Genomic DNA, 22,804 nt, shown 5'->3' on the forward strand with positions numbered 1-22,804 from the left:
GGCATCCTCTCCCCATATAGAGACGGGGAGAGGGGGCTTGCCTCCGGCGTTGCGGCCAGCTTCTCTCGCCCCGTTTACCGGGAGAGATGTCCGGCAGGACAGTGAGGGGCGGCGCCGACCATGGTCAGCAAAGCCGCTGCTTACTCGCCCGGGCCCTTGCAGGCCACGATCTGGTCCTTGGTATACGTCGTCCAGTCGGGGATCATGATCGAGACCGGCCATTCAGGGCTCAGCGACGGGTCGGCGGCGGCTTTCAGCTTGGCCTTGCCTTCCTCGGTGGCATTCTCCCACAGCTGCGGGTCGACCAGCACGGTCTGCTGGGCCGGCTTCTTGCCGTCGAGGATCTGCAGCGCCAGCGTCACGCCGGCACCACCGATCGAACCGGGGTTGGTGACGGCGGCACCCACGAGGCCCTTGACCGAGCTCAGCTGGCCGACGAAGCCGGCATTGTCTGCGCCGACCACGGGCACCAGCGGCGCCTGCGATTCGACCAGCGCGTCGACGATGACGTTATCGATGCCCGACGTCCACACGCCGTTGAACGGCGTGCCGGTGGCCAGGAAGGACAGCATCTGCTGCTTGGCCTGGTCCTGCTGCCAGCCGGTGAAGACCTCCTGCGCCACCTTCACGTCGGGGAATTCGGCCAGTGCCTTCTTGAAGCCTTTGTCGCGATCGCTATCGGCCGAAGCGCCCGCCGCGCCGCGCATGTAAAACACCTCGCCCTTGCCGCCCATCTGCTGGAACAGCCATTTGGCACCGAGATACGCATACTGCTCCTGGTTGTTGGAAATGATGTAAGCCGACGGCTCGGTGACCGCCTGGTCGACGGCGACGACGACGATGCCGGCCTTGGTGGCTTCTTCCAGGCCGGCCTTGATGCCGGCCGGGTCGGCGGGGTTGACGACGATGGCGTCGACCTTGGCGCTGATCAGGTTGCGGATGTCTTCCAGCTGGCCGGCGGCATCGGTGTTGCGGTGGGCGATGTTGAGCTTGGTCACTTCGCCGGAGGCGAGCGCCTGCGCCTTCATGGCGCAAACCATTTCCTCGCGCCAGCCATTGCCCTGCACGGTGTTGGAAATGCCGATCGTGTATTTGCCGGCAGCGGACGACACGCCCACCGAGGCCAGCAGCGCCGCGCTGGCAAGCAGCGGGACCATGGTCAGATAGTTCTTCATTTCAGTCTTCCTCCACATTGTTTTTCAGTTCAGTTTTAACCTGTTGGGCCGCGCCACTCACAATCAGAGTCAAGTGGCTCGCTTTGCCGTTACTTGACGAAGGGACGCAGCACGTCGCGGGCGAGCAGAAAGCCCCGCTTCACCTGCTCGTCGCTGCCTTCAAATCGCCTGTCCTCGTGTTCGATGATGACCGATCCGTCATAACCGGCGCGGTAGAGGCCCGAGAAGAAGCCGCTCCAGTCGACATCGCCCAGCCCCGGCATGCGCGGCACCTGCCAGCCTATGCCCGCCGACAGAATTCCGCGCTCGTACAAACCATCACGATCAATCATCAGGTCCTTGGCGTGGACATGCAGCATATAGGGGCCGAATTCCCGGATGAAGCGGGCCTGGTCGATCATCTGCCAGACCAGATGCGAGGGGTCGAAATTCATGCCGACATCGCCGCCCCAGGCTTCGAGAATGCGACGCCAGACCTGCGGCGAATAGGCGATGTTGTGCCCGCCCGGCCATTCATCATAGCTGAAGATCATTGGGCAGTTTTCGAAGGCGAGTTTTACCCCGTGGCCGCGCGCATGGGCAACGATTTCCGGCCAGACTTTCAGCGCGTCCTGCCAGTTGACGTCGACTGTCTTGGAGGCATCGCCGCCGCAGAAGGTGTTGACCAGGGGAACGCCCATGTTTGCCGCCAGGACGATGACCTTCTTCAGGTGGCCGATGACCGCCTCGCGATGGGCGGTATCCGGGTGCAGCGGGTTGGGGTAATAACCGAGACCGGAGACCGTGAGGTTCTTTTCCGCCAGCGATGCAACGATTTCTTTCGCCCGCGAGACCGAAGTGCCATCAGCATCGATATGGCTGGTGCCGGCATAGCGGCGGGTCGCGCCGGAGGTTTTCGGCCAGCAGGCGATTTCCAGTGCCTCGAAGCCGACAGAGCTTGCCCAGCCGGCGACCTCGCCAAGCGGCGTGTCCGCGAACGGTGCGGTGAGCAGTCCAAGTTTCATCATGCCTCCCCTGGCCGCGAACCCACGATCGATGCCTATAATGCCGATTGTTTGGATCGCTTCAACCTCGCGACCTCATCTTGTTCGAGACTGTGACGGACTGCCGCCATCGGATCGCCCGAAAGCAGTTCGCCAAGCGCTGACGTGACGGCCTGCCGGAACGTCTCGTCCGCGGCAAGGCCCGGGTCGAATATCGTGTCGATGGCCAGGATGGCGGAAGCCAGCGCCCGCGCATCGTGGCCGGTTTCGTCCGCAATCGCGGCGACCTTGCCGGCATAGGGATCCGACACCGGCCAGCGCTTGCCGAAGCGCGCCGAGGCCAGGATCAGATAAGCCATCCAGCCGGCGACCGGCACCGACAGCAGGCCGATGCTGGCCCCCAGGTTCAGGCGGTCGCGGATCGGGTTGAGCAGGCGCTGCACGATTTTTTGCGAGCCGTCGGTGGCGATCTGGTGGTTGCGATGGCGGATCGCGGTGTTCTTCAACCGGCCAAGGCTCTGCTCGACATAAGCAGATGGATTCATGCCAGCCACCGGCATCAGTGTCGGCAGGGTTTGCTCGACCAGCATTCGCCTGACGAAGATCGAAAGCAGCGGGTCGGCGATGGCATCCGACGTGTGTTCGAGGCCGGCCAGTACGCCGAGCGTGGCGAGTGTCGTCTGGGCGCCGTTGAGCACCCGCATCTTGAGATGCTCGAACGGGGTGACGTCGTCGACAAAGGTCGCGCCGGCCAGGTCCCAGCGCGGCATGCGGCCGGCGAACTTTTTCTCGATCACCCATTGCCGGAAGGGTTCGCCGACGGCGACGGCGGCGTCGCGATAGCCGAACCGTCGCTCGACGCTGTCGAGATCGTCCTGTGTCACCGCCGGAGCGATGCGGTCGACCATGGCCGAGGGGAAGGCGGCATTGGCCGCGATCCAGTCGGCCAGGCCATTGCCGCGCCGTTCGGCAAAGCTCCGCACGACATTTTCCAGGATGACGCCGTTGGTCGGAATGTTGTCGCAGGAGAGCAGCGTCAGCTTCCGGCCATGCGTGGCCCCGCGTCGCTCCAGCGCCCGCGTGAGGATGCCGGGCACGCTGCGGGGCGCTTCTGGGTTGGCGAGGTCGTGGACGATGTCGGGATGATCGAGGTCGAGCGCGCCAGTCGAGGGCACATGGCAATAGCCTTTTTCGGTCACCGTCATCGTCACCAGCTCGATGTCGGCGGAGACGAGCACCTCGAGCGCCGGTGCGGCGCTGTCCTGGCTGTCGACCACCTTCACGATGCTGCCGATGACGCGTGCCTCGACATGATCGTTCTCGCGGATCAGCCTCGTGTAGAGGCCGTCTTGCCGGCCAAGCGTCTTGGTCAGGGCGGGCGGGCGAATGTTGATGCCGACGATGCCCCAGCGGTCGAACCGGCGCGAAAGCAGGTCGTCGGTGTATTCGGCCTGGTGACAGCGATGGAAGGCGCCGACGCCCAGATGCGCCATGCCTGGTGAGAGCGCCGCGCGGTCGTATGACGGCTTTTGCACGGCTGCGGGCAGCCGCTCCAGCAGTCTGGGCCCGAGCCTTTCGATGGAGTTCACCGGTTCGCCCCGATCACCGCCTGCTCCTGGTCGATCACCGCGCCGGTCATCGGCCCGGCTGCGTCGGAAAGCAGGAACACGGCGAGATTGGCGATATCGTCCGGCTTGAGCAGCCGACCGAAGGGCTGCGCGGCATTGGCGGCGTCGAGCCATCCCGGGCCATTGCCCAGCGTCTGCGCCTGCATGATGCGTTCGGCCGGCGTGTCGGTCCAGCCGACATTGATGCCGTTGACGCGGATGCGGTCGAAGCGGTGGGCGTTGGCGGCATTCTTGGTCAGCGTCGCCAGCGCGCCCTTGGTGGCGGAATAGACGGCGAGTTCCGGCGAGCCGCAATGGGCGTTTATCGAGAGGATGTTGACGATGGCGCCGCCGTGGCCACGCTTCTTCATGTCGGCGATCACGGCCTGCATCAGGAAGAAGGGCGCACGGGCGTTGACGGCAAACAGCGCCGACCAGTCGTCCGGCGTGGCGTCGAGGAAGGAGGCGCGGTCGGTCAGGCCGGCGGCGTTGACGAGGCCGTCGATGCGGCCGAAGCGGTCGATGCAGGCCTGCGCCAAGAGGGCGGGAGTTTCCGTGTCTCCAAGGTCGGCGGCGACGAAGAGCGTCGGCGTACCCAGGGCCGACAGTTCCGCAGCCACGGCCTCGCCGCGCTTGCTGTCGCGCCCGGTGATCAGCAGGCCGGCAGCGCCGGAGCGCGCCAGCGTCTCGGCAATGGCACGGCCGATGCCTTGCGTCGACCCGGTGACCAGCGCCACCTTGCCTTCGAGCCTGATCTCCATTCCTCCTCCCGGAACAAAGTTTCTATTTATTGAAATATGGAATGCTAATTCCCGATAGTCAATTGTACCAGCGGCGCCTCATGTGCCGCGGCGCGCCGCGACGCCTTGGACCAGCGCCATGCCCACCGCCAGCGACGCCGCCAGCGAGCGGAAGCCGGCGAAGTCGGATTCCACCACTTCCAGCCAGCTGTCCGACAGCCGGATGAGCGGCGAGAAGGTGCTGTCGGTAATAGTGACGATGCGGGCCTTGCGTTCATGCGCCACGGCCACCAGGTCCGGCGTGATCGAATTGTAGGGGCTGAAGGACACCGCCAGCACGGCGTCGCGTGCGCCAATGCAGCCGACCTGATCGAGCGCGGTCGAGCCGACATTGTCGACCAGCACATTGCGCACGCCTTGCTGCGAAAGCGTCAGCGACAGATAGGTGGTGACGGGGAAGGCGCGCTTGGAGCCGATGACGTAGATCAGGTCCGCCTTGGCCAGCGTCGCCACCATCTTCTCGAAGCTTTCGATATCGAAGCCGCTTTCGATGCGGCCGAGCGAGGCCTGCGAGGCGCCAACCATGCCGCGCAGGAAATGCGTGGCGGCATTAGGCTCGGCCTCGGCGCGCTGCTCGCCGCGGCCTTCCGGCCACGATCCCTTGACGTGGTCCTTGAACAGGCCCTGGAAATCGGAAAAGCCGGAATAGCCGAAGATCTGGGCGAAGCGCACCAGCGTCGAGGGCTGCACGCCGGCCTGTGCCGCCACTTGGGCAATGGTGCCGAGCGCCACCTCGCTCGGGTGCTGCCACAGGAAGATCGCCACCTGGCGCAGGCGCTTGGGAAAATGCACGGTGCCGGAAGACAGCACCGCGCGCAGCTCCTCATAAGTTCGCGGCTGTATATAGCCAAGTGCCGCCAGCGAACGGCCGCGTTTGCGCGTCGCTGCCTCGTCGGCACTGGATCGTCCGGATGGTTTTCTCGCCCCGCTCATGAATTCAGGCTAGCGCGATACGATCGTTTTACAATATGGAAATTGGAAATGGTGTTCGATGGGGATAGGGCGAGGGCTCGGCGATTTCGTCATCCCAAGGTGAAGCAGCCGCGCAGATCCTGGGGTCTGCGGCGCGTCGCTTCGCTCCTTGCTACGCCCTGGGATGACGACCCCGCTAGTGATCAGCCCCGAGGAGAAAACATGGTCTATGCAACATCGGATGGATCGACGCGCCAGCGTCTGCGGGTCGGCATGGTCGGCGGCGGCCGCAATGCCTTCATCGGCGCCGTGCATCGGCTGGCCATGCGCCTCGACGACCAGATCGCGCTGGTTGCCGGCGCGCTGTCGTCCGACCCGGACAATGCCGCCGCCTCGGCCGCCGAGATCGGCATCGCGCCGGAGCGCAGCTATGCCGAGTACCGCGCCATGGCCAAAGCGGAGGCCGCGCGGCCGGATGGCATAGAGGCGGTCGTCATCGTCACGCCCAACCATCTGCACGCGCCGATCGCCACCGCCTTCCTCGAGGCCGGCATCGACGTGATCTGCGACAAACCGCTGTCGACGACGCTGGCGGACGCCGAGGCACTGGTTGCACTCACGAAGGCGAAAAACCGCCGCTTCGTCGTCACGCTCAACAACACCGGCTACGCGATGGTGCGCCAGGCGCGCGAGATGGTGATGGCGGGCGAGCTTGGCCGGGTCGTGTCTGTGCATGGCGCCTACATCCAGGACTGGCTGACCAAGCCGATCGATGCCGACGGCCAGAAGCAGGCGGAATGGCGCACCGATCCGGCGAGGGCGGGGCAGTCGGCGGTGCTGGCCGATATCGGCGTGCATGCCTTCAACCTGGCAGGCTTCATTTCGGGCCGCGAGGCCGAGACGGTGTCGGCCGACCTGTTCACCGCGGTGCCCGGACGCCGGCTCGACGACAATGCCCATGTGCTGGTGCGCTGGACCGATGGCGCACGCGGCACGATCCTGGCCAGCCAGACGTCGCCCGGCCACTACAACGACCTCTCCGTGCGCATTTATGGCGACAGGGCCGGGCTCGAATGGTCGGGCGGCCGGCCGGAGGAACTGCGCTTTTCCAGATATGGCGAGGAAACCCGCACGCTGGTGCGCGGCGGCCATGGCTCGACGGAGGAATCCCGCCGCGTGTCGCGCATGCCGGCGGCGCATCCCGAAGGCTATATCGAGGCCTTCGCCAATTTCTACCGCGACGCCGCCGACATCATCCGAGCCCACCGCTCGGGCGGCGCGGTGGATCCCGCCCGCGCGGCGCGGGTGCCAGACGTGATCGACGGCGCGCGCGGCGTGAAGTTCGTCGCCGCCGCGGTGGAGTCGAACGCGGCTGGCGGGGCTTGGACCGCGGCCAGGTTTGCGGGATGAACAGCCGACCTCCGAGGGGAGATCGGCGGCTTTTGCCGTCGGCAACTATTCGATACCCAACTGTTCTGCCAAATCCGACAGCATAGGGCGCTGACCCTGCAGAATCTTCACCCCGGCCTCGGCCAAGGTGAACCAGCCGGCCCTGTCGACCTCCGGGAATTCCTTCATCGATCCCGACCGCGGCGGCCATTCCATGGTGAAGGTGTTGCTCTTGATGGCGGTCACATCGATGTCGGCCTCGACGGACCAAGCCATGACGATCTTGCCGCCCGGTTGCCGATAGTCGCCAAGGCGAGCGAAGGGGCCTTCGACCTTCATGCCGAGCTCTTCCTCGGTCTCGCGTCGTGCCGCCGCCAATTCGTCCTCGTCCTCGTCGATGAGGCCCTTCGGGATCGACCAGGCGCCATCGTCCTTCTTTGCCCAGAAGGGGCCGCCGGGATGAACCAGCAGCACCCCGATACCGTCATCGCTCCGGCGATAGATCAGCAGACCCGCGCTGCGTTTTGCCATGTTTGCATGTCCGTTTGCGGCACCGGTGCGAAGCCGGCCGATTCTGAGATCATGGCTGCCGATCTTGCACCTGGAAATTGCGACGCTATGTCAGATGCATCCGCATTGCACCTCATACGCGAGTCCGGCAAACTGATAGCATCGTTTCTGGGGCGGCGTCGAAAATCAGGTGAGGCGTCCGAATGCAGCTGGGTCTGATCGGCTACTACAGCGACTTCGTGGTCTATCCCCTGGTGATCGCGATATTGGGGGTGGCCGGACTGATCGAGGCCGGAGAAGAAAGCGCGCCGGACTGGGTCGGCACGATGCTGATCTGCCTTGGCCTGTGGACGCTGATCGAATATGTGCTGCACCGTTTCGTGCTGCACCACGTCCCCTGGATCCGAGACCTGCACGACCGTCACCACGTCGAGGAGCGCAGTCCGGTGGGCACGCCCACCTGGCTCAGCCTGGGCGTGCATGCGCTGGTGGCGTTCCTGCCCGTCTGGATGGTCTCCGACTTCGCGACCGCCAGCGCGGTGAGTTGCGGGTTGATGCTGGGCTATCTCTGGTACATCAGCGTCCACCACATGATCCACCACTGGCATCCGGCCCATCCGAGCTATCTCTACACGCTCAAGCGCCGCCACGCGGTGCACCACCATATCGACGACAACGCCAATTTCGGCGTGACGTCGATATTCTGGGACCGGATTTTCGGCACCGCTAGGCTTTGACGTGGGGAATCTTTCGACCAGGCGACCAACTTCATTCGTGGTCTGCCGGGCGACGGGAAACGCCCAGCCTGAAATCCATATCAGGCCGAGCGATCTGGCCAGAATAGCCAGATGAGCGCGGCGGCCATCAGAACCCAAAGTCCGACAATGAATGCGAGACCGCCGCGGCTGGTCGGCCTCGATCGGCGAATGGCCTCCGCGCGAAACTCCGCCATCAGATCGGCGGGGATCAACTTCACCGCAAGCAGGATGCCAAGCGGCACGATGATCAGATCGTCCAGATATCCGAGTACGGGAATGAAATCGGGTATCAGATCGATAGGACTGAGGGCGTAGGCGGCGACCATGCCGGCGGCAAGCTTGGCGTACCAGGGAACGCGAGGATCGCGGGCGGCCAGCCACAGGGCCATCACATCGCGCTTGATGGCTCTCGCCCATTGCTTTGTCTTGTCGAGGACAGTCACCCGGCAACTCTCTTTGGAAGGCCCCGAACATCGGCGTCTCCGCTCCTTCCTCGATCATTGCAGCGATGTCGACGGTCTGCAAACTGACCCCGCCGCCCAACGGGCGTGCCGTGAAGAAGACCTGTTGAAAGCCGGCGCTGGTGACGACCACCGCGCCGCCTGGTTCGGGACGTCGATCCGCAAAGCGTGAGCGACGGGGAGGGCTCCTCCGCTCACAATTCCTTCTCCGCCAGTTCCCTGAATGCGTCGGGCACCGAGCGGGCCGCTTCCAGGACCACCGTACCGTAGCCGACCGCCTGTTTGCCGAAACGCTGGCGGATCTTGTCGATGGCGCGGTCGGCGCCGAAGCGCGCGAGGCCTTTTTGGCTGCCCGGGCGGCGCTTCTCGTCGGCGAGGCCGAGCGGCAGGTCGAGCTGCAGTTCGGCGCTCTCCTCCAGGTGCGAGACCGAGATCGCCAGCAGCGAGATCGTTTTCTCCCGGGGATGCTCGGCGAGCACGCCGCGCACCAAATCCCCTGCGATCTCGGCCAGCATGGCGGTCGCCGAGATCGGCTGTTCCAGCGTGATCGAGCGCGTGACGGCGCTGAGATCGGCAAAGCGCACGCGCACGGTTACCGTGCGGCCGGGGCGGTTCTTGGCGCGCAGCCGGCTGGCGACGCGATCGGCCAGATGCAGCAGTGTCGGCACGATCACTCGCGCCACGGCCGGCTTTTGCCCGAGCGCCGATTGCGCGCCGGCCGAGTGCGCCCGGCGCTTCGTCTGCAGCTTGCGCGGATCGCGGTTCCACGACAGCGCCGCGAGCTTTTCGCCGGCCGCGGGGCCTAGCAGCCGGGTCAGGGCGCCGCTGTGGGTCCGGGCCAGCTCGCCGATGGTCTCGACGCCGATCTCGGCCAAGCGCGCCCTGGTTGCCGGGCCGACGCCCCACATCAGCGAGACCGGCAAATCGTGCAGAAAGGCAAGCTCGGTGCCGGGCTCGACCACCACCAGCCCGTCTGGCTTGGCGACTTGCGAGGCGATCTTGGCCAGATGCTTGGTGCGAGCCACGCCGATCGAGATCGGCAGGCCGAGTTCGGCCCGCACACGGCCGCGGATCGCCGTCGCGATTTCCCGCGGGGAGCCGAACAGATGCGTGCAGCCGGCGACATCAGCGAAGGCCTCGTCGATGGAGATGCGTTCGACCACCGGCGTGAAATCGTCGAGCACCTTGATCGCCGCGTCGCCCAGCCGCTGGTAGTGGCTGAAATTGCCGCCGACGAAGATCAATTGCGGGCAAAGCTCGCGCGCTTTGCGTCCAGGCATGCCGCCGCGCACGCCAAAGGCGCGCGCTTCGTAAGAGGCGGCGAGCACCACGCCGCCGCCAACCGCGATCGGCTTGCCGCGCAGCGACGGGTCGAGCAGTTGCTCGACCGAGGCATAGAAGGCGTCGAGATCGGCATGCAGGATGGTGGCCGTCGTTTCCATCCTGTTCCGCTCATCCGCGATTGCTGATAGACAGAAACATATAGTGAACAAACAGAGATCGTTGTCAATTGGGTCTTTGCTGCATCGTGTCCTTTGGGCGTAACCGAGGCGCGTAAAGTGCCTCCTTTTCCACAGGGCGGAGGAGGCAGCGCCACTTCCTAGACAACATGCTCCGCCCGCAGTGCCGCCTTCATCCGTTCCAGCGCCGGCTCGCCGCCGGCCGCCAGTTCGTCGGCGATGCGGGCGAGTTTGTCGTCGGATTTGCGGTGCTTGCTGCCCCAGGCGCCGAGCGTGGCTAGCACCGGCAGGAGATCGATGCCGGCTTCGGTCAGCCGGTAGATCGCCTTCAGCCCATGGCTAGGGTCGTCGCTGCGGGTGAGGATGCCTTCGTCCTGCAGCGTCTGCAGCCGCTCGGCCAATGTGCGCGAGGAGATGCCTTCATCGGATTGCAGGAACTCGCGAAAATGCTTTTTGCCGGCGAAGACCAGGTCGCGGATGATGAGCAGCGTCCAGCGGTCGCCGAGCAATTCCAGCGACAGGCTGATCGGGCAGCCGGATCTTTCACGCGTCGACATCTCTACGGTTCCATTTTTAAATCACTTTACTATTGACATCGTTCTTTCCATCAGTCAAATGCTTCCAAAAGTAAATCGTTGGGCCGCAACTTGGCCAGCAGGAGGACGTCATGAGTCAGGCCGTCGGGAAAATCAGCTCACCAAGAACCGTCGTGGTCATCGGGGCCACCAACGAGGTTGGCAAGGCAGTCGCCCGGGTCCTGACCGGGCGGGGGCATATTGTGCGCGGCGTGGCGCGCAGCCTGGGTGTCGCGCTTGACTATAGCGACGCGCTCGCCTCCGCCTTTTCCGGTGCCGACAGCGCCTATGTAATGATTCCGTTCGACGTCACGGCGCCGGATCTTCATCGCTTCGAAGATGAAGTCAGCGAGCGGCTGGCGGCGGTGATCGCGAAGTCAGGCGTGCGCCGCGTCGTGCTGCTCAGCGGCCTCAACGCCCATCTCAGGATGGGAACTTCGCTCGGCGCCGCCTTGATGGAGGACCGGCTGGCGGCGCTCGGCCTCGACGAACTGGTGTTTTTGCGCGCCTCGTTCTTCATGGAGAACTTCGCCAAGGGCATGGGCTTTGTCCAGCAGGCCGCTTCCGGCATCTTCATGACGCCGTTCCGTGGCGATCTGCCGATGCCTTTGATTGCTGCCAGCGATCTCGGCCAGCGCGCCGCCGCCCTGCTGGACGCTACGCGTTTTCCAAGCGAGCGGATTATCGAATTGCATGGCGGCGGCTATTATACCTTCGAGCAGGCCACCACGATCCTGGGCAGCGCGATGGGGAGGCAGGTCACTTACAAGGCGGCTCCATTCACTGAGGCGCGCGCCGGGATGATCGCCAACGGTCTGTCACCGAGCTTTGCCGATGCGCTCGGCGAAACGGCGGCGAGTTTCAACAAGGGTGAACGCTGGGCACTTGAGGCACCGTCAATCCGCAACGCCACGCCGACCACTTTCGAGAGCTGGGCACAAGCCTTTGCCCGTTCGCAAAGCGCGGCGTGATCCTTCCTGCCTGGAATCCGGAAACGAGGAGAACCCCATGAAAAAGCTGATCCTTCAGATGCAGATGTCGGTCGACGGCTTTGTCGGTGCCAATGAGAACCACCCCTGGCAACTTTGGGGATGGGGCGACGACATCGGCTGGGACGAGGAACTGAAGCGTGATTTCAACGCGGTGTTTGCCGGCATCGACACCATCCTGCTCAGCCGCAAGATGGCTGAGGAAGGTTACCTCACCCATTGGGGCAACGCGGCGCGGAAATACCCGGCCGATCCGTTCTATGCCTTCGCCCAGCGTATCGTCGAAGCGCGCAAGGTGGTGCCGAGCGACAGGCTCGAGACCTCGCGATGGGAGCGCACGACGGTGGTGAGCGGCGACCTGCCGCGCGAGGTCAACGCATTGAAGGCGGGTGAGGGCGGCGACATGGCCGTCTTCGGCGGGGCGGGCTTTGCGTCGGCGCTGATCGCGGCCGGGGTGGTCGACGAGTTCCAGCTGTTCGTCAATCCGGCCGTGCTGGGCGCCGGCCGCCGCATCTTCGACCAAGGCGGGTTCCGAAACCTGCTTCTGCTTGGCTCGAAGGCTTATGGCTGCGGCATGGTGGTCAGCCGCTACGCGCCAGCGTGCTGATTACCGGCGTGCAGGCCGCACGCCGGTAAAAAGACGTTTGGCCGGAATCCTTTGCCCGCTTCTCTTCGTCTTCAAGGTGGGTCGCCGGAAGGGCGGCCGCATCAACGCTGAATGGAGAGACAGATGATCCTGGTGACAGGCGCCACCGGCCTGAACGGCAAGGCAATCGTGCGCGAGTTCGCGCGGCAGAAGCATCAAGTGAGGGCGCTGGTTCGCGATCTTAACCGGGCATCCGCGGCAGGGCTCGGCGGACTTGCCGGCGTCGAGCTGGTCGACGGCGACATGCGCCGGGCGGAGACGCTTGGCGCGGCTCTCGATAGTGTCGATCGCGTGCTGATGATTTCGACCGCCGCGCAAGACATGGTAGAGACGCAGTGCCGTTTTATCGATGCCTGCAAGCAGGCCGGCGTCGCGCATGTGGTGAAGTTTTCCGGTGCCGAATCCAACATCGGCTATGACGCGACGAAGTTCCGCTTCACGCGCATGCATGAGGAGATCGAGCGCTATCTCGAAGGAGCCGGCATGGCGTGGACGCATCTGCGCCCCAGCCAGTTCATGCAGGTCTATCTGCGCGACGCGCCGACCATCGCCGCCGAGGGCGCCTTCTATCTGGCGCTTGGCGGCACCGAACTGTCGCCGGTCGATGTCGAGGATATCGCCAAGGTCGCCGTCCGTCTGCTGCGCGATGGCGGCCATGAAGGCGAGAGCCTCGACATGACCGGACCCGAGGCGCTGACGATGAGCGACATCGCGGCGCGGATTTCGCAGGCGATCGGCAAACCGGTCCGCTACGTCGACATCAGCCCGCAGGACCGCCGCCGCAACCTGCTGGCCGCCGGCGTTCCCGCCGACTTCGCCGATGCGCTGGACGAGCAGTTGACCGAGCGCCTGCGGCGGCCGAAATCGCGGGTGCATCTTGCCACCCACGATATGTTCGGCGTGCGCGCAACGCCGTTCGTCGAATTCGCCCAACGCCACGCGGCGATGTTGCGGGGCGAGGCGTAGGCCGCCGAAAAAAAACGCAGGTCGGCACGTATCCTTTTTGCCTGCCCGTCCGTCTCTTGCCTGAAGGTCGCGCCGGACCGCGATCGGCCACCACGGAGAAACGGTCATGGCGAGCATGCAAAGTCAGGCAAACAGGAACCACTACGCCGCGCTCGCGGCCAATGCGGGCAAGTTGACCAGCCCGCAGGCGGTCATCGACTACAACGACGTCAATTGGACGGCGCTGACCGGCGAACCGGGCGGCGTCGATTATATCGAGGTCGATGCCGGCGGCGTGCCGGCGATGTGGATCGTGCCGAAGGGCGCCGACGAGCAGCGGGTGCTGTTTTACGCGCATGGCGGCGGCTTCATCGGCGGCTCGATCTACACGCACCGCAAGCTGGTCGGTCATCTCGCCAAGGCCGTCGGCTGCCGGGCGCTGCTCTACGACTATCCGCTGGCGCACCAAGCCAAGCATCCGGCTCAGCTCGAGGCCGCGTCATCGGCCTGGGACTGGCTCGTCGACCAAGGCCTCGACCCCAAGCGGATCGTGATCGCCGGCGACTCCTGCGGCGCGGTGCCGACCTATGGCGTCCTGCAGCGGCTGCGCGCGCAAAGGCGGCCGCTGCCGGTCGCCACGCTGATCATCTCCGGCTGGTTCGACATGGCGTTGACCGGCGCCAGCTACGAGACCAACCGCGACAAGGACCCGGCCTTCGCCAGGGAAGCCGTCGACTGGCTGGCGGCCAATTTCATCGGCGATGCCGATCGGCGCGATCCCGAAGTCAGTCCGCTCTACGCCGACCTCTCCGGCTTTCCGCCCGTCTTCCTGCAGGCCGGCGCCGACGAGACGCTGGTCGACGAAAGCCGCATGTTCGCCGAGCGGGCGAGGCAGGCGGGCGTCGAGACGCGGCTCGACGTCTTTGACGGCATGCTCCACTCGTTCCAGATGATGGCAGGGCGGGCGCCGGAGGCCGATGACGCCATTGCCCGCTTCGCCGCCTGGGTGCGGCCGAGACTGGGGCTGCCGGCTCCCGGTGAGAAGACCAGCGAAAAGGCGGCGTGAGCATGCGGCGGCTGATCGTGTCGAGTTTCGTCTCGCTGGATGGCGTCATCGAGGCGCCGATGACGTGGGCGTCGCCATTTTTCGTCGGAGAGAATGTGGACCATGCCTTGCGGGCGCTTTCGAACGTCGAGTTCTTCCTGCTTGGCCGCGCCACCTACGAGATGTTCTTCGCGCGCTGGCCCGGGACCAAGGGTCCGTACATGGACCGCATCAACGGCCTGAAGAAGCTGGTCGCCTCGACGACGCTGAAGACGGTGTCGTGGAATGCCGCGCTGATCGAGGGCGACGTCGCCGAGGCGCTCGCGGCGCTGAAACGCCAGCCGGGGGGCGACATCCTGAAATATGGCGTGTCGCAGCTCGACCGCACCTTGCTTTCCACTGGGCTGGTGGACGAGTATCATCTGTCGATCGTGCCGACATGGGTCGGGCAGGGCAAGCGCGCCTTCGACGACGTCGGGCCGATCGATCTCGAACTGGTCGACATCAACCGTTTTGCCAATGGCGTGGTGACCCTGACCTATGTGCCGCGATGAACCAGCAGATCCGCAAATCCCCCGACACGGCACGAGGCATGCGGGTCTGGCCTGAGCCCGACCGCGTGTTCGACCTGCGCTATGCCGCGTTCCTGGAGACGGTTTCGCATCTGCGCGCCAGGCTGCATCGCTATTGCGCCCGCATGACCGGCTCGGCGCTGGATGGCGAGGACATCATGCAGGAGGCGCTGTTCGAGGCCTATCGCAAGATCGAGCTGCTCGACGATGCGCAGGCGCTGCGGCCGTGGCTTTTCCGCATCGCGCATAACAGGTGCATCGATTTCATCCGCAATCGCCGCACGCGGCACGCGGCAGAGGCCTTCTATGCCGACGACGACGTGGTGCAGCCGGTCGAGCCGGCCGGTCCGGGCGCCGGCCGCGCCATCGAGCGGTTGGTGGTGCATCTGCCACCGAAGGAGCGCGCCTGCGTGCTGCTCAAGGATGTCTTCGACCATTCGCTGGAGGAGATCGCCGAGATGGTCGGCTCGACACCGGGCGGCGTCAAATCGGCGCTCAATCGCGGCCGCGCCAAGCTCGCCGCTCTACCCGCGCAACCGGCCGCGGCGCCGCCACACGATCCCGAACTGGAGCGGCTGCTTGATCGCTATGTCGCGCTCTTCAACGCCAGGGACTGGGACGGCGTGCGGGCACTGACCAGCGCCGATGCACGCCTCCAGGTGTCGGACTGCTACAGCGGCTTGCTGTCGGGTTCGCCCTACTTCGTCGAATATGAGCGCAGCGAACTGCCCTGGCGCGTGCGGCCAGGCGCGTTCGAAGGGGAGATGGTGCTGGTCGTCGACAGGCAATATGGCGAGGTCTGGCGGCAGGCATATCTGGTCCGGATCGGCGCCACGGGCGGGGTGATCGACAGCATCAGCGACTATTATGCCTGCCCGTGGATCCTGGAGATGGCAAACGTGGAGGGGATCTATCCTGGCCTCCTCGCCGGTATCGTTTCCCTGCCTACTTCACCGAGTCCACCGCCGCCAGGATAACATCGGCGACTTCGCGGGGCTTGGCGAGCATGGCGACGTGGCTGGTCGGCAACTCGGTGACCTTGGCGCCGATCGCCTTCGCCATCGCGGCCTCGGCCGCCGGCGGGATCATTCCGTCGTGCCTGGCGACGATGTACCAGCTCGGCTTTGTCTCATACGCGGCCGCGGTGAGCTTTTCGTCGAAGATACCGGAGAAGGCTGGTCCCTGGGTGGCGGCGATCACCCCGATTTCCGCCGGCGGCAGGTCTTGCGCGAAATATTTGGCGACACCCTCGGCGCTCAACCTGAGATAGCCGCCGCTGTCGGGTTGCAGCGCGCTTGCCCAGGGCGGCGGCGGCTGACCCTTGCCAAGCTCGTTGATCGACACGCCCTTTGGCGGCGCGAAGGCGGCGACGTAGACCAGCGCCTTGACCCTGTCGTTCACGCCGGCCTGGCTGATGACGACGCCGGCCCAGGAGTGACCGACCAGAATGACTGGACCAAGTTGTGCCTCGATGACGCGCATGGTTGCGTCGACATCGGCGGCAAGCGAGCTCAACGGATTTTGCACGGCCACCACATTGAGCCCCTTGGCCTCCAGTAAGGGAATGACCTTGCTCCAGCTCGATCCGTCGGCGAACGCGCCGTGCACCAGGACGACCGTTTTCTTCGGGACATCGGCGGCTGACGCCGGTGCTGTCGCCGCCAGGAGAACGGCGCTTCCAAGAGCCAGGAAATGCGTTAACGGCATAGAATGTCTCCCATCGTCGCGACGGGCCGCACCCTTGCTGGGCGCGATCCCGTTCGGCTTCATCGTTACAAAGGTCGGCCCTGGCAGAGCCCGCGGTGGTCGCTGAAGCCGTGCTGTTACTTGGCGAGGAAGTCTGTAATCAGCGTGACGGTGGCGTCCGGGTTTTCCTCCATGATCCAATGGCCCGATGCAGGCACGATGGCTCCGGTGACCTTACTGGCGACCAACCGCAAGATGTCGGCCTGCGTCGTTCCGGCCGATTTTTCCGCACCCGCCGCGAGCACTGGCATGGTCAGCTTGCCGCCCGTGGTGAGCATCGCCTGATTGTCGATCGCATCCTGGTCGAATGCCTTGAACTGCTCGAAGGCGTCGTGCATGGCATGTGGCCGGGCGTAAAGCTTGGCGTAGTGGACGCGCGTCGCCTCGTCGATCTTCTTGGGATCGGCCGACAATTCGTTGTAGAAGCGGTCGAGGTAGATGCGCTCGCGGCCCGCCACCAGCCGTTCCATGTCGGGGCCGCGGAAGTTGAAATGCCACAGCAGCGGGCTCTGCTTGATCTTGTCCCAGTCGCCTATGCCCGGCAGCGGCGCGTCGATGACAACCCATTTGGTGATGCGCTTCGGATACTGCGCGGCCAGCGCATAGCCGACCATGTTGCCGATGTCATGGGTGACCAGGTCGGCCTTGTCGATCTTCAGCGCGTCCATCACGCCGGCGATGTCGACGGCTTGGCTCTTCTTCGTGTAGCCGCCGTCGGGATGCGCCGAAAGGCCCATGCCGCGCAGGTCCGGCACGATCACGGTGTGGTCCTTCATCAACGCTATCGCAGCCGGCGCCCACATGTCGCCGGTGTCGGCGAAACCATGCAGCAGCACGACCGCCGGCCCTTGTCCGCCGACACGGACGTTCAGGCTGGTGCCGTTGGTCTCGATCGTCTGCGTCTTGAAGCCGGCCGGAAACGCGACAACGCGCGCAGACGCCGGAACACTCATGGCCAGCAGACCAAGGACGACAACGAACGGACGAAACATGCTGCACTCTCCGAGCTTTTGTTCTGTGATCGCGGTATCGCGACTTGTACAATTATGGCACCATGTCCTTGATTTCGTTAGGTGGCTGTCGCCTGATGGTGAATTTGGGAAAGCCGAACAATGCTGAAGCTCGAATCGGCCGCCGCGTTTGTCGCCGTAGCGGAATCCGGTTCGATCAGCGAAGCGGCCAGGCGCATGAGCCTGTCGAAATCCGTCATCAGCGAGCGACTGTCGGAACTGGAGCGCGGCCTCGGCACAAAGCTGCTGGACCGCACTACCCGCAAACTCTCCATCACCGAGGCGGGACGAGGTTTTTACGAGCGCGCCAAGCGCATCATGCAGGAGGTGGCCGATGCCCGCGCCGAAATCGCCGAGCGCCGCGGCGAACTCGCCGGGCCGCTCAGGATATCGGCGCCGACCAGTTTCGGCATCCTCCATCTCGGCCCGGCGCTATATGGCTTCCTGGCCAAGCACCCGGGAATTGAACTGACGCTCGATCTCGAGGATCGTTTCGTCAGCATGGTGGCCGATGGCTACGATGCCATTGTGCGTCATGGGCCGGTCGTCGAAGATGGACCTGTCATCGTCAAGAAGCTAGCTTCCAGCCGTCGCTTCCTGGTGGCCTCGCCGGATTATACCGAGCAATTCGGGTTGCCCGTGACCACCGATGACTTGAAGCGCCATAAGGGCATCATCTATTCCATCCGAGGTGCCGCCGACTGGCGGTTCAAGATTTCGCGGCGGCTGGTGACGATCCGCCCGGAAACCGCGCTGCGCGTCAACAATGGGATTTTGATGCGCGACGCCGCACTTGCCGGCCTGGGGCTGGCGTTGCTCCCCGCCTACTTCATCCGCACCGAGATCGCCGACAAGCGATTGACGGTCGTCGATGTGGGTGCGGAGCCTGAAGGAGCCACCATCTATATCGCTTGTCCCGAGGATCGGCGCGGATCCGCCAAACTGCGCGCACTTACCGCATGGCTGCGCAACGCTTTCGGCGATCCGCCCTATTGGGAGCATGAGCCGGCGCTCACTTCCCATCGTGAAAAATGATGCCGACCGTGTGGCGCATGCCGGAGCGCAGGCGGCTGACGCCGTGGCGCAGGTTGACGCGGTAATTGCCCTTCGTGCCCTGCACCGGCCGGTTGTGGACCGCGAAAGCCACCGCATCGCCCTGGCGCAAGGGCACCACTTCGACCCGGCTCTGCATGCGCGGCCGCTGTTCGGTCAGGGCGAATTCGCCGCCGGTGAAATCCTCGCCCGGTTCGGAAAGCAGGATCGCCACCTGCAGCGGGAAGGCAAGGTCGCCATAGAGGTCCTGGTGCAGGCAGTTGAAGTCGCCGGGCACATATTGCAGCAAAAGCGGCGTCGGCCTGACCTGACCGGCGGCATGGCACTGGTCGAGAAACGCGCCATGCGTGGCGGGATAGCGCATGGCGATCCCCATGCGCTCGTTCCAGCGGTTGGCGACCGCGGCCAGCCTGGGATAGAGCGCGCCGCGCAGGCCGCCGACCAGATCGGGCAAGGGATAGCGGAAATAACGGTATTCGCCCTTGCCGAAACCGTGCCTGGCCATGTGGATGTGGCTGCGGAAATGTTGCTCCTGGGGATAGAGGCCGGCGAGTTGCCGGCACTCATCGGCCGAGAGCAGCTTTTCCATCACCGCGCAGCCGAAGCTGTCGAGCTCGGTGGCGAGCGCCGGCCAGTCATAGGCGGCGATGCGTGTCTCGGCGGCTGCGACCAGCGATGGCGCGACCCTGGCGTCGGCGTTCATATCGCGGCCTCCCTTTCCAGCAAGGCGCGCTTGCGCTCGATGCCCCAGCGGTAGCCGGACAGCGAGCCGTCGGCGCGCAACACCCGGTGGCAAGGAATGCCTAGCGCGACGGCGTTGGCGGCACAGGCCGTCGCCACGGCGCGGGCGCCATCCGGCATGCCGAGGCGCCGGGCAAGGGCGGTGTAAGTGACGGTGGCACCGCATGGGATGGCGCGCAGCGCCTCCCACACGCGCTGCTGGAAGGGCGTGCCGTTGCGCATGTCGAGCGGCAGGTCGAGACCGGCGCCGGGCGTTTCGATGAAGCGCGCTATCGCCGCGAGATCATCGCGCAGGCCGGCCGCGTCTTCGAGCAGCACCCTGCTGGGGAAGCGGTTGGCGAGGTCCTGCCGCAACGTGCCGGCGTCGGCGCCGATGAGGATGGCGCAGACGCCGATAGGGCTGCGCGCCGCCAGGATGTTTCCAAGCGCCGACTGGCCGATGGCGTAGCTGATGGTGTCAAGGACGCTGGCGGTTGTCGCCTGCATATCGGTTTGCATGTGGTTCATTGCCTTCACTCCTGTCTATGCCTTGACCCTAACGAACTGGCCGGTGCCGCACACTCCGATGCTTGCTTTCAAATTCAATCCAGGGGGCTGAACGGCGAAAGCAAGTGCGGTTTGGACCGCCTCAAGCGACACGGGTGACGCCGACCTCGTCCAGCAAAAAAACTTCGCCTGATATCAGCCGCAGCTCGAACTCGCCGGTCGTCGTGCGGCTCCACTCGGCCTTGCCATCCTCGACAAGCGTGCCGATGACGGCCAACACCAGCGCCTTCGCGTCCTCCAGGCTGACGGCAGCGCCGTTGGCGACCTGACCGTTCGCACCGGTGGTGGAAGAACTGGCCATCGCGCGCATTGCCGTCAGGCCCGCGAGGACCGCGAGGCATTGTCCGCAGCATCGCCGGCCTCGCGGTCGAGCAGCGCGCGTTTGCGCTCGGCGCCCCAGGCATAGCCCGACAGGACGCCATCCTTCCTGATCACACGGTGGCAAGGGATGGCGACCGCGAGGGCGTTGGCGGCGCAGGCGGCGGCGACGGCGCGGGTTGCGTTCGGCGCGCCGATGCGGCCGGCGATCTCGGCATAGGAAACCGTGCGGCCAGCCGGGATATCCCGCAAGGCCTGCCAGACGCGCTGCTGGAACGCGGTGCCGCGCACGTCGAGCGGCAGGTCGAGACCGAGCGCCGGCGCCTCGACGAGGCCAACGACGCGGGCCACCAGCGCCTCGTAGTCGCTGTCGCCACCGACCAGCCGCGCCTTGGGGAAACGGTCCTGCAGGTCGCGCACCAGCGCGTCGGGGTCCTGGCCGAGCAGGATCGAGGCGACGCCTTTCCGGCTCGATGCGACCAGGATGGTGCCGAGCGAGGTTTCGCCGACGGCGAAGCGGATCTCTTCGTTGGCGCCGCCGGCGCGATAGCGCGTCGGCGTCATGCCGAGCATGCCGGTCGATTTCTCGTAGAAGCGCCCGCTCGAATTGAAGCCCGCATCGTAGATCGCCGATGTCACGCTGACGCCGTCTTCCAGGCCCTGGCGGACCCGGGCGGCACGCCGGGCCGCTGCATAATCCTTCGGCGTCAGCCCGGTGACCGCCTTGAAAACGCGGTGGAAATAGCCGGGGCTGCGGCCGGCGGCATCGGCCAGTTCGATCAGCGACGGTTCAACCTCGCTCTGCCCGATCCTGCGGCAGGCGTCGGCGATCATCGCGGCGTTGGCGGCCTCGAGCGAAGGGCCTTCCGGATTGCAGCGCCGGCATGGGCGAAAGCCTGTCGCCCTCGCCGCCTGTAAAGTGTCGTGCAACTGGACATTGGCTGGGTTGGCGCGCCGCGACGGACAGGAGGGCCGGCAATAAACCCCCGTCGTCGCCACCGAATACCAGAATGCGCCGTCGGCCGACTTGTCGCGGGCGACAATGCGCGCCCAGCGTGGATCGTCGGCCAGCAGCGGCGCGGGTTGCAGATGTTTGGCCAGAGCGATGAACATGGCTGGCATTGAAGCCGCCAGAAGCCAGCCCCGCCACCCGTTTCCTGCCAACTGTCAGGAGGCGCACGCGTGATTGGAACCGGGATGTTGCATGTGAGCGCAGCCGAGACGCCTGCACAGACGGGACCGGCTGCTACGCCGCGCGTTTGGGTTCCACCGCGAACGGGCTGAGCCCCAGCCAGGCCTGCATCTTCCTGCCGATGGCCTGGTCGCCGGTCAGGACGACCTTCGGGCCGGCCTTCTCGACGGTGAGCACTCCCATCCAGATCGCCGTCATCGTGTGCAGGTCGGTCGAGACATAGAGGTCGACGTCGAAGCCCGGATCATACCAGCACAGATCGACTTCGCCGTGCTTTTCGACGATCAGCCACCAGGAGCGTTTGGAGGCGGGGAGTTCCTGATACAGAAATTGTATCACCGTTCGTCCTTCCGGCAGCGGCGAGGGGTTCAAATTGCGCCGCATGTCCCACATCAGCAGCGACGGATCGAGGTTCTTGAGGGACAGGCGGGACTCGACCCATTTCTGCCCCCAGAAGCCCATCGCCTCGACGACCGGGCGCAAATCGCGGCCGGCTTCCGTCAGCCGATAGTCGAAAATTCCTTTTTCTCCCGGGACCTCCTTGCGCTCGACGATCCCCGCCAGCTCGAGCTCCTTAAGCCGTTGCGACAGAAGGGTCGGCGACATTTTGGGCACGCCGCGGCGCAAGTCGTTGAAACGGGTCGAACCGGCCACAAGCTCACGCATCAGCACCATCGTCCAGCGGGTGCACAGCACCTCGGCGGCCATCGATAGCGGGCAGAACTGTTTGTATCCGTGCTGGGTCATGACCGTGCCTCTCCCTAGAACCTGCGGGCAACATTAGTCCTTCGTGATCGAAGCGGCGAGTACAGAAACTGTACCGGCCCAGTACAGATCGCGGACTGGTCGGCTTGGGCCTAGCCATGCGAGCCCTCTGGACGGTTGCACGGGATATCCCTGTGCGCCGCAACCAGGAGACGACAATGACTGCTTACGTTATCGCCGACATCAAGATGAAGGACCCGAAATGGGTGCCGGCCTATGCCGCCTCGGTGCACGACCTCGTCCACAAGCATGGCGGCAAATATCTGTCGCGCAGCGGCAATGTGAAGACGCTCGAAGGTAAGCCGCTCGACACCACGCTGATCGCCCTGATGGCGTTCCCGTCGGAAGCGGCGGCGCGCGCCTTCACCACCGATCCGGCCTACGCGCCCTTCGTTTCGGCCCGCCAGGGCGGCAGCGACAGCCGTTTCCAGCTGATTGACGACACCGATCTGGCCGGAACGATCCCGTATCTGCCGAAGGGATGATCTCTCCCGGCATTCCTTGCACCGTATCCGGGATCACCAAGCAACAACAGCCACGGCGCTTGCCTGCCGGGCCTCCGTATTTTCGGCGGCCGGCCCGCTGTGCTTTTTCAAGAAGAATGGA

26 protein-coding genes are annotated in these 22,804 nt (G+C 65.1%); 10 read left to right on the forward strand and 16 right to left on the reverse strand.

Going from position 1 to position 22,804, the window contains the following annotated elements; translation table 11 throughout:
• Positions 1-140 precede the first annotated feature (140 nt).
• The 5 genes from LB555_RS23250 to LB555_RS23270 form a co-directional block, all read right to left on the reverse strand.
• A complete protein-coding gene (locus LB555_RS23250) occupies positions 141-1,175 on the reverse strand; it encodes an ABC transporter substrate-binding protein (protein ID WP_015316972.1) in 1,035 nt (344 codons plus the stop codon).
• Between the two features lie 89 nt (positions 1,176-1,264).
• On the reverse strand, positions 1,265-2,179 hold the full coding sequence (locus tag LB555_RS23255) for a sugar phosphate isomerase/epimerase family protein (RefSeq protein WP_140876330.1): 915 nt from the start codon (positions 2,177-2,179) through the stop codon (positions 1,265-1,267).
• Positions 2,180-2,214: 35 nt separating this feature from the next.
• Positions 2,215-3,747, reverse strand: coding sequence for a mannitol dehydrogenase family protein (locus LB555_RS23260; protein WP_224683867.1), 1,533 nt, complete (start codon positions 3,745-3,747; stop codon positions 2,215-2,217).
• Entirely contained in the window at positions 3,744-4,526 is a 783-nt protein-coding gene (locus LB555_RS23265) for an SDR family oxidoreductase (protein ID WP_140618016.1), read from the reverse strand. Before LB555_RS23265 ends, LB555_RS23260 begins: the two co-directional genes overlap by 4 nt.
• Positions 4,527-4,604: 78 nt before the next feature.
• Positions 4,605-5,498 carry a MurR/RpiR family transcriptional regulator gene (locus LB555_RS23270; RefSeq protein WP_224526967.1) on the reverse strand — a complete coding sequence of 298 codons (894 nt, stop codon included), beginning with the start codon at positions 5,496-5,498 and terminating at the stop codon, positions 4,605-4,607.
• A gap of 201 nt (positions 5,499-5,699) precedes the next feature.
• On the opposite strand from LB555_RS23270, the gene LB555_RS23275 reads away from it, so the two are divergent.
• Positions 5,700-6,887 (forward strand): Gfo/Idh/MocA family protein, encoded by a 1,188-nt coding sequence (locus tag LB555_RS23275; protein ID WP_140618018.1) that lies wholly within the window; start codon positions 5,700-5,702, stop codon positions 6,885-6,887.
• Between the two features lie 45 nt (positions 6,888-6,932).
• Here LB555_RS23275 and LB555_RS23280 read toward each other — a convergent pair whose 3' ends face one another.
• On the reverse strand, positions 6,933-7,397 hold the full coding sequence (locus tag LB555_RS23280) for an NUDIX domain-containing protein (protein ID WP_015316978.1): 465 nt from the start codon (positions 7,395-7,397) through the stop codon (positions 6,933-6,935).
• A gap of 182 nt (positions 7,398-7,579) precedes the next feature.
• Between LB555_RS23280 and LB555_RS23285 the strand changes: the two genes are divergently transcribed.
• Positions 7,580-8,113: a sterol desaturase family protein gene (locus LB555_RS23285; protein WP_140716295.1), complete on the forward strand. Its 534-nt coding sequence runs from the start codon at positions 7,580-7,582 to the stop codon at positions 8,111-8,113.
• 80 nt (positions 8,114-8,193) lie between these two features.
• On the opposite strand, the gene LB555_RS23290 is transcribed toward LB555_RS23285, so the two are convergent.
• The 3 genes from LB555_RS23290 to LB555_RS23300 all read right to left on the reverse strand — a co-directional run bounded on the left by LB555_RS23290 (position 8,194) and on the right by LB555_RS23300 (position 10,612).
• Positions 8,194-8,577 (reverse strand): YkvA family protein, encoded by a 384-nt coding sequence (locus LB555_RS23290; RefSeq protein ID WP_140876324.1) that lies wholly within the window; start codon positions 8,575-8,577, stop codon positions 8,194-8,196.
• 212 nt (positions 8,578-8,789) lie between these two features.
• The gene (dinB, locus tag LB555_RS23295; RefSeq protein ID WP_224683869.1) at positions 8,790-10,037 is read right to left on the reverse strand and encodes a DNA polymerase IV; all 1,248 of its coding nucleotides are present in this window, start codon (positions 10,035-10,037) and stop codon (positions 8,790-8,792) included.
• 158 nt (positions 10,038-10,195) lie between these two features.
• Positions 10,196-10,612, reverse strand: a complete 417-nt coding sequence (locus tag LB555_RS23300; RefSeq protein WP_015316982.1) for a winged helix-turn-helix transcriptional regulator — start codon at positions 10,610-10,612, stop codon at positions 10,196-10,198.
• 110 nt (positions 10,613-10,722) lie between these two features.
• On the opposite strand from LB555_RS23300, the gene LB555_RS23305 reads away from it, so the two are divergent.
• From LB555_RS23305 to LB555_RS23330, 6 genes are all read left to right on the forward strand, one after another.
• On the forward strand, positions 10,723-11,601 hold the full coding sequence (locus tag LB555_RS23305) for an NmrA family NAD(P)-binding protein (RefSeq protein ID WP_224683870.1): 879 nt from the start codon (positions 10,723-10,725) through the stop codon (positions 11,599-11,601).
• A 37-nt stretch (positions 11,602-11,638) separates the two neighbouring features.
• Positions 11,639-12,226 (forward strand): dihydrofolate reductase family protein, encoded by a 588-nt coding sequence (locus LB555_RS23310; protein WP_224683871.1) that lies wholly within the window; start codon positions 11,639-11,641, stop codon positions 12,224-12,226.
• A 123-nt stretch (positions 12,227-12,349) separates the two neighbouring features.
• On the forward strand, positions 12,350-13,231 hold the full coding sequence (locus tag LB555_RS23315; protein ID WP_224683872.1) for an SDR family oxidoreductase: 882 nt from the start codon (positions 12,350-12,352) through the stop codon (positions 13,229-13,231).
• A 106-nt stretch (positions 13,232-13,337) separates the two neighbouring features.
• Complete coding sequence (locus LB555_RS23320; protein ID WP_224683873.1) at positions 13,338-14,276, forward strand: alpha/beta hydrolase; 939 nt, start codon at positions 13,338-13,340, stop codon at positions 14,274-14,276.
• Positions 14,277-14,278: 2 nt separating this feature from the next.
• On the forward strand, positions 14,279-14,809 hold the full coding sequence (locus LB555_RS23325) for a dihydrofolate reductase family protein (RefSeq protein WP_015316987.1): 531 nt from the start codon (positions 14,279-14,281) through the stop codon (positions 14,807-14,809).
• Positions 14,806-15,804, forward strand: coding sequence for a sigma-70 family RNA polymerase sigma factor (locus tag LB555_RS23330; RefSeq protein WP_140716279.1), 999 nt, complete (start codon positions 14,806-14,808; stop codon positions 15,802-15,804). The genes LB555_RS23325 and LB555_RS23330 overlap by 4 nt, the downstream gene beginning before the upstream one ends.
• On the opposite strand, the gene LB555_RS23335 is transcribed toward LB555_RS23330, so the two are convergent.
• Together LB555_RS23335 and LB555_RS23340 are read right to left on the reverse strand one after the other, a co-directional pair.
• Positions 15,773-16,534 carry an alpha/beta fold hydrolase gene (locus LB555_RS23335; protein WP_224683875.1) on the reverse strand — a complete coding sequence of 254 codons (762 nt, stop codon included), beginning with the start codon at positions 16,532-16,534 and terminating at the stop codon, positions 15,773-15,775. The two genes, LB555_RS23330 and LB555_RS23335, sit on opposite strands and share 32 nt — an antisense overlap.
• A 116-nt stretch (positions 16,535-16,650) precedes the next feature.
• Complete coding sequence (locus LB555_RS23340; protein ID WP_224683877.1) at positions 16,651-17,565, reverse strand: alpha/beta fold hydrolase; 915 nt, start codon at positions 17,563-17,565, stop codon at positions 16,651-16,653.
• Positions 17,566-17,685: 120 nt separating this feature from the next.
• On the opposite strand from LB555_RS23340, the gene LB555_RS23345 reads away from it, so the two are divergent.
• Complete coding sequence (locus LB555_RS23345) at positions 17,686-18,618, forward strand: LysR family transcriptional regulator (protein WP_015316991.1); 933 nt, start codon at positions 17,686-17,688, stop codon at positions 18,616-18,618.
• Here the strand turns inward: LB555_RS23345 and LB555_RS23350 are convergent.
• From LB555_RS23350 to LB555_RS23370, 5 genes are all read right to left on the reverse strand, one after another.
• A complete protein-coding gene (locus LB555_RS23350) occupies positions 18,596-19,339 on the reverse strand; it encodes a 2OG-Fe(II) oxygenase (protein WP_224683879.1) in 744 nt (247 codons plus the stop codon). The genes LB555_RS23345 and LB555_RS23350 overlap by 23 nt on opposite strands.
• Positions 19,336-19,884, reverse strand: a complete 549-nt coding sequence (locus LB555_RS23355) for a methylated-DNA--[protein]-cysteine S-methyltransferase (protein WP_224683880.1) — start codon at positions 19,882-19,884, stop codon at positions 19,336-19,338. The genes LB555_RS23350 and LB555_RS23355 overlap by 4 nt, the downstream gene beginning before the upstream one ends.
• Positions 19,885-20,005: 121 nt before the next feature.
• Positions 20,006-20,224 carry a hypothetical protein gene (locus LB555_RS23360; RefSeq protein ID WP_224526894.1) on the reverse strand — a complete coding sequence of 73 codons (219 nt, stop codon included), beginning with the start codon at positions 20,222-20,224 and terminating at the stop codon, positions 20,006-20,008.
• A gap of 14 nt (positions 20,225-20,238) precedes the next feature.
• On the reverse strand, positions 20,239-21,354 hold the full coding sequence (gene ada, locus LB555_RS23365; RefSeq protein WP_224683909.1) for a bifunctional DNA-binding transcriptional regulator/O6-methylguanine-DNA methyltransferase Ada: 1,116 nt from the start codon (positions 21,352-21,354) through the stop codon (positions 20,239-20,241).
• Between the two features lie 133 nt (positions 21,355-21,487).
• Positions 21,488-22,180, reverse strand: a complete 693-nt coding sequence (locus LB555_RS23370) for a winged helix-turn-helix transcriptional regulator (RefSeq protein ID WP_224583741.1) — start codon at positions 22,178-22,180, stop codon at positions 21,488-21,490.
• A 176-nt stretch (positions 22,181-22,356) separates the two neighbouring features.
• On the opposite strand from LB555_RS23370, the gene LB555_RS23375 reads away from it, so the two are divergent.
• A complete protein-coding gene (locus LB555_RS23375; RefSeq protein WP_015316997.1) occupies positions 22,357-22,683 on the forward strand; it encodes a DUF1330 domain-containing protein in 327 nt (108 codons plus the stop codon).
• Positions 22,684-22,804: the final 121 nt, after the last annotated feature.

This window comes from Mesorhizobium sp. BR-1-1-10 (genome assembly GCF_020165595.1).
GTDB classification, from domain to species: Bacteria; Pseudomonadota; Alphaproteobacteria; order Rhizobiales; family Rhizobiaceae; genus Mesorhizobium; species Mesorhizobium australicum.

Coding starts and splice junctions, on each gene's coding strand:
- LB555_RS23250 (WP_015316972.1), bottom strand. CDS start 1,175: ATGAAGAACTATCTGACCATGGTCCCGCTGCTTGCCAGCGCGGCGCTG.
- LB555_RS23255 (WP_140876330.1), bottom strand. CDS start 2,179: ATGAAACTTGGACTGCTCACCGCACCGTTCGCGGACACGCCGCTTGGC.
- LB555_RS23265 (WP_140618016.1), bottom strand. CDS start 4,526: ATGGAGATCAGGCTCGAAGGCAAGGTGGCGCTGGTCACCGGGTCGACG.
- LB555_RS23270 (WP_224526967.1), bottom strand. CDS start 5,498: ATGAGCGGGGCGAGAAAACCATCCGGACGATCCAGTGCCGACGAGGCA.
- LB555_RS23275 (WP_140618018.1), top strand. CDS start 5,700: ATGGTCTATGCAACATCGGATGGATCGACGCGCCAGCGTCTGCGGGTC.
- LB555_RS23280 (WP_015316978.1), bottom strand. CDS start 7,397: ATGGCAAAACGCAGCGCGGGTCTGCTGATCTATCGCCGGAGCGATGAC.
- LB555_RS23285 (WP_140716295.1), top strand. CDS start 7,580: ATGCAGCTGGGTCTGATCGGCTACTACAGCGACTTCGTGGTCTATCCC.
- dinB (WP_224683869.1), bottom strand. CDS start 10,037: ATGGAAACGACGGCCACCATCCTGCATGCCGATCTCGACGCCTTCTAT.
- LB555_RS23300 (WP_015316982.1), bottom strand. CDS start 10,612: ATGTCGACGCGTGAAAGATCCGGCTGCCCGATCAGCCTGTCGCTGGAA.
- LB555_RS23305 (WP_224683870.1), top strand. CDS start 10,723: ATGAGTCAGGCCGTCGGGAAAATCAGCTCACCAAGAACCGTCGTGGTC.
- LB555_RS23310 (WP_224683871.1), top strand. CDS start 11,639: ATGAAAAAGCTGATCCTTCAGATGCAGATGTCGGTCGACGGCTTTGTC.
- LB555_RS23315 (WP_224683872.1), top strand. CDS start 12,350: ATGATCCTGGTGACAGGCGCCACCGGCCTGAACGGCAAGGCAATCGTG.
- LB555_RS23320 (WP_224683873.1), top strand. CDS start 13,338: ATGGCGAGCATGCAAAGTCAGGCAAACAGGAACCACTACGCCGCGCTC.
- LB555_RS23325 (WP_015316987.1), top strand. CDS start 14,279: ATGCGGCGGCTGATCGTGTCGAGTTTCGTCTCGCTGGATGGCGTCATC.
- LB555_RS23330 (WP_140716279.1), top strand. CDS start 14,806: ATGAACCAGCAGATCCGCAAATCCCCCGACACGGCACGAGGCATGCGG.
- LB555_RS23335 (WP_224683875.1), bottom strand. CDS start 16,534: ATGCCGTTAACGCATTTCCTGGCTCTTGGAAGCGCCGTTCTCCTGGCG.
- LB555_RS23340 (WP_224683877.1), bottom strand. CDS start 17,565: ATGTTTCGTCCGTTCGTTGTCGTCCTTGGTCTGCTGGCCATGAGTGTT.
- LB555_RS23345 (WP_015316991.1), top strand. CDS start 17,686: ATGCTGAAGCTCGAATCGGCCGCCGCGTTTGTCGCCGTAGCGGAATCC.
- LB555_RS23350 (WP_224683879.1), bottom strand. CDS start 19,339: ATGAACGCCGACGCCAGGGTCGCGCCATCGCTGGTCGCAGCCGCCGAG.
- LB555_RS23355 (WP_224683880.1), bottom strand. CDS start 19,884: ATGAACCACATGCAAACCGATATGCAGGCGACAACCGCCAGCGTCCTT.
- LB555_RS23360 (WP_224526894.1), bottom strand. CDS start 20,224: ATGGCCAGTTCTTCCACCACCGGTGCGAACGGTCAGGTCGCCAACGGC.
- ada (WP_224683909.1), bottom strand. CDS start 21,354: ATGTTCATCGCTCTGGCCAAACATCTGCAACCCGCGCCGCTGCTGGCC.
- LB555_RS23370 (WP_224583741.1), bottom strand. CDS start 22,180: ATGACCCAGCACGGATACAAACAGTTCTGCCCGCTATCGATGGCCGCC.
- LB555_RS23375 (WP_015316997.1), top strand. CDS start 22,357: ATGACTGCTTACGTTATCGCCGACATCAAGATGAAGGACCCGAAATGG.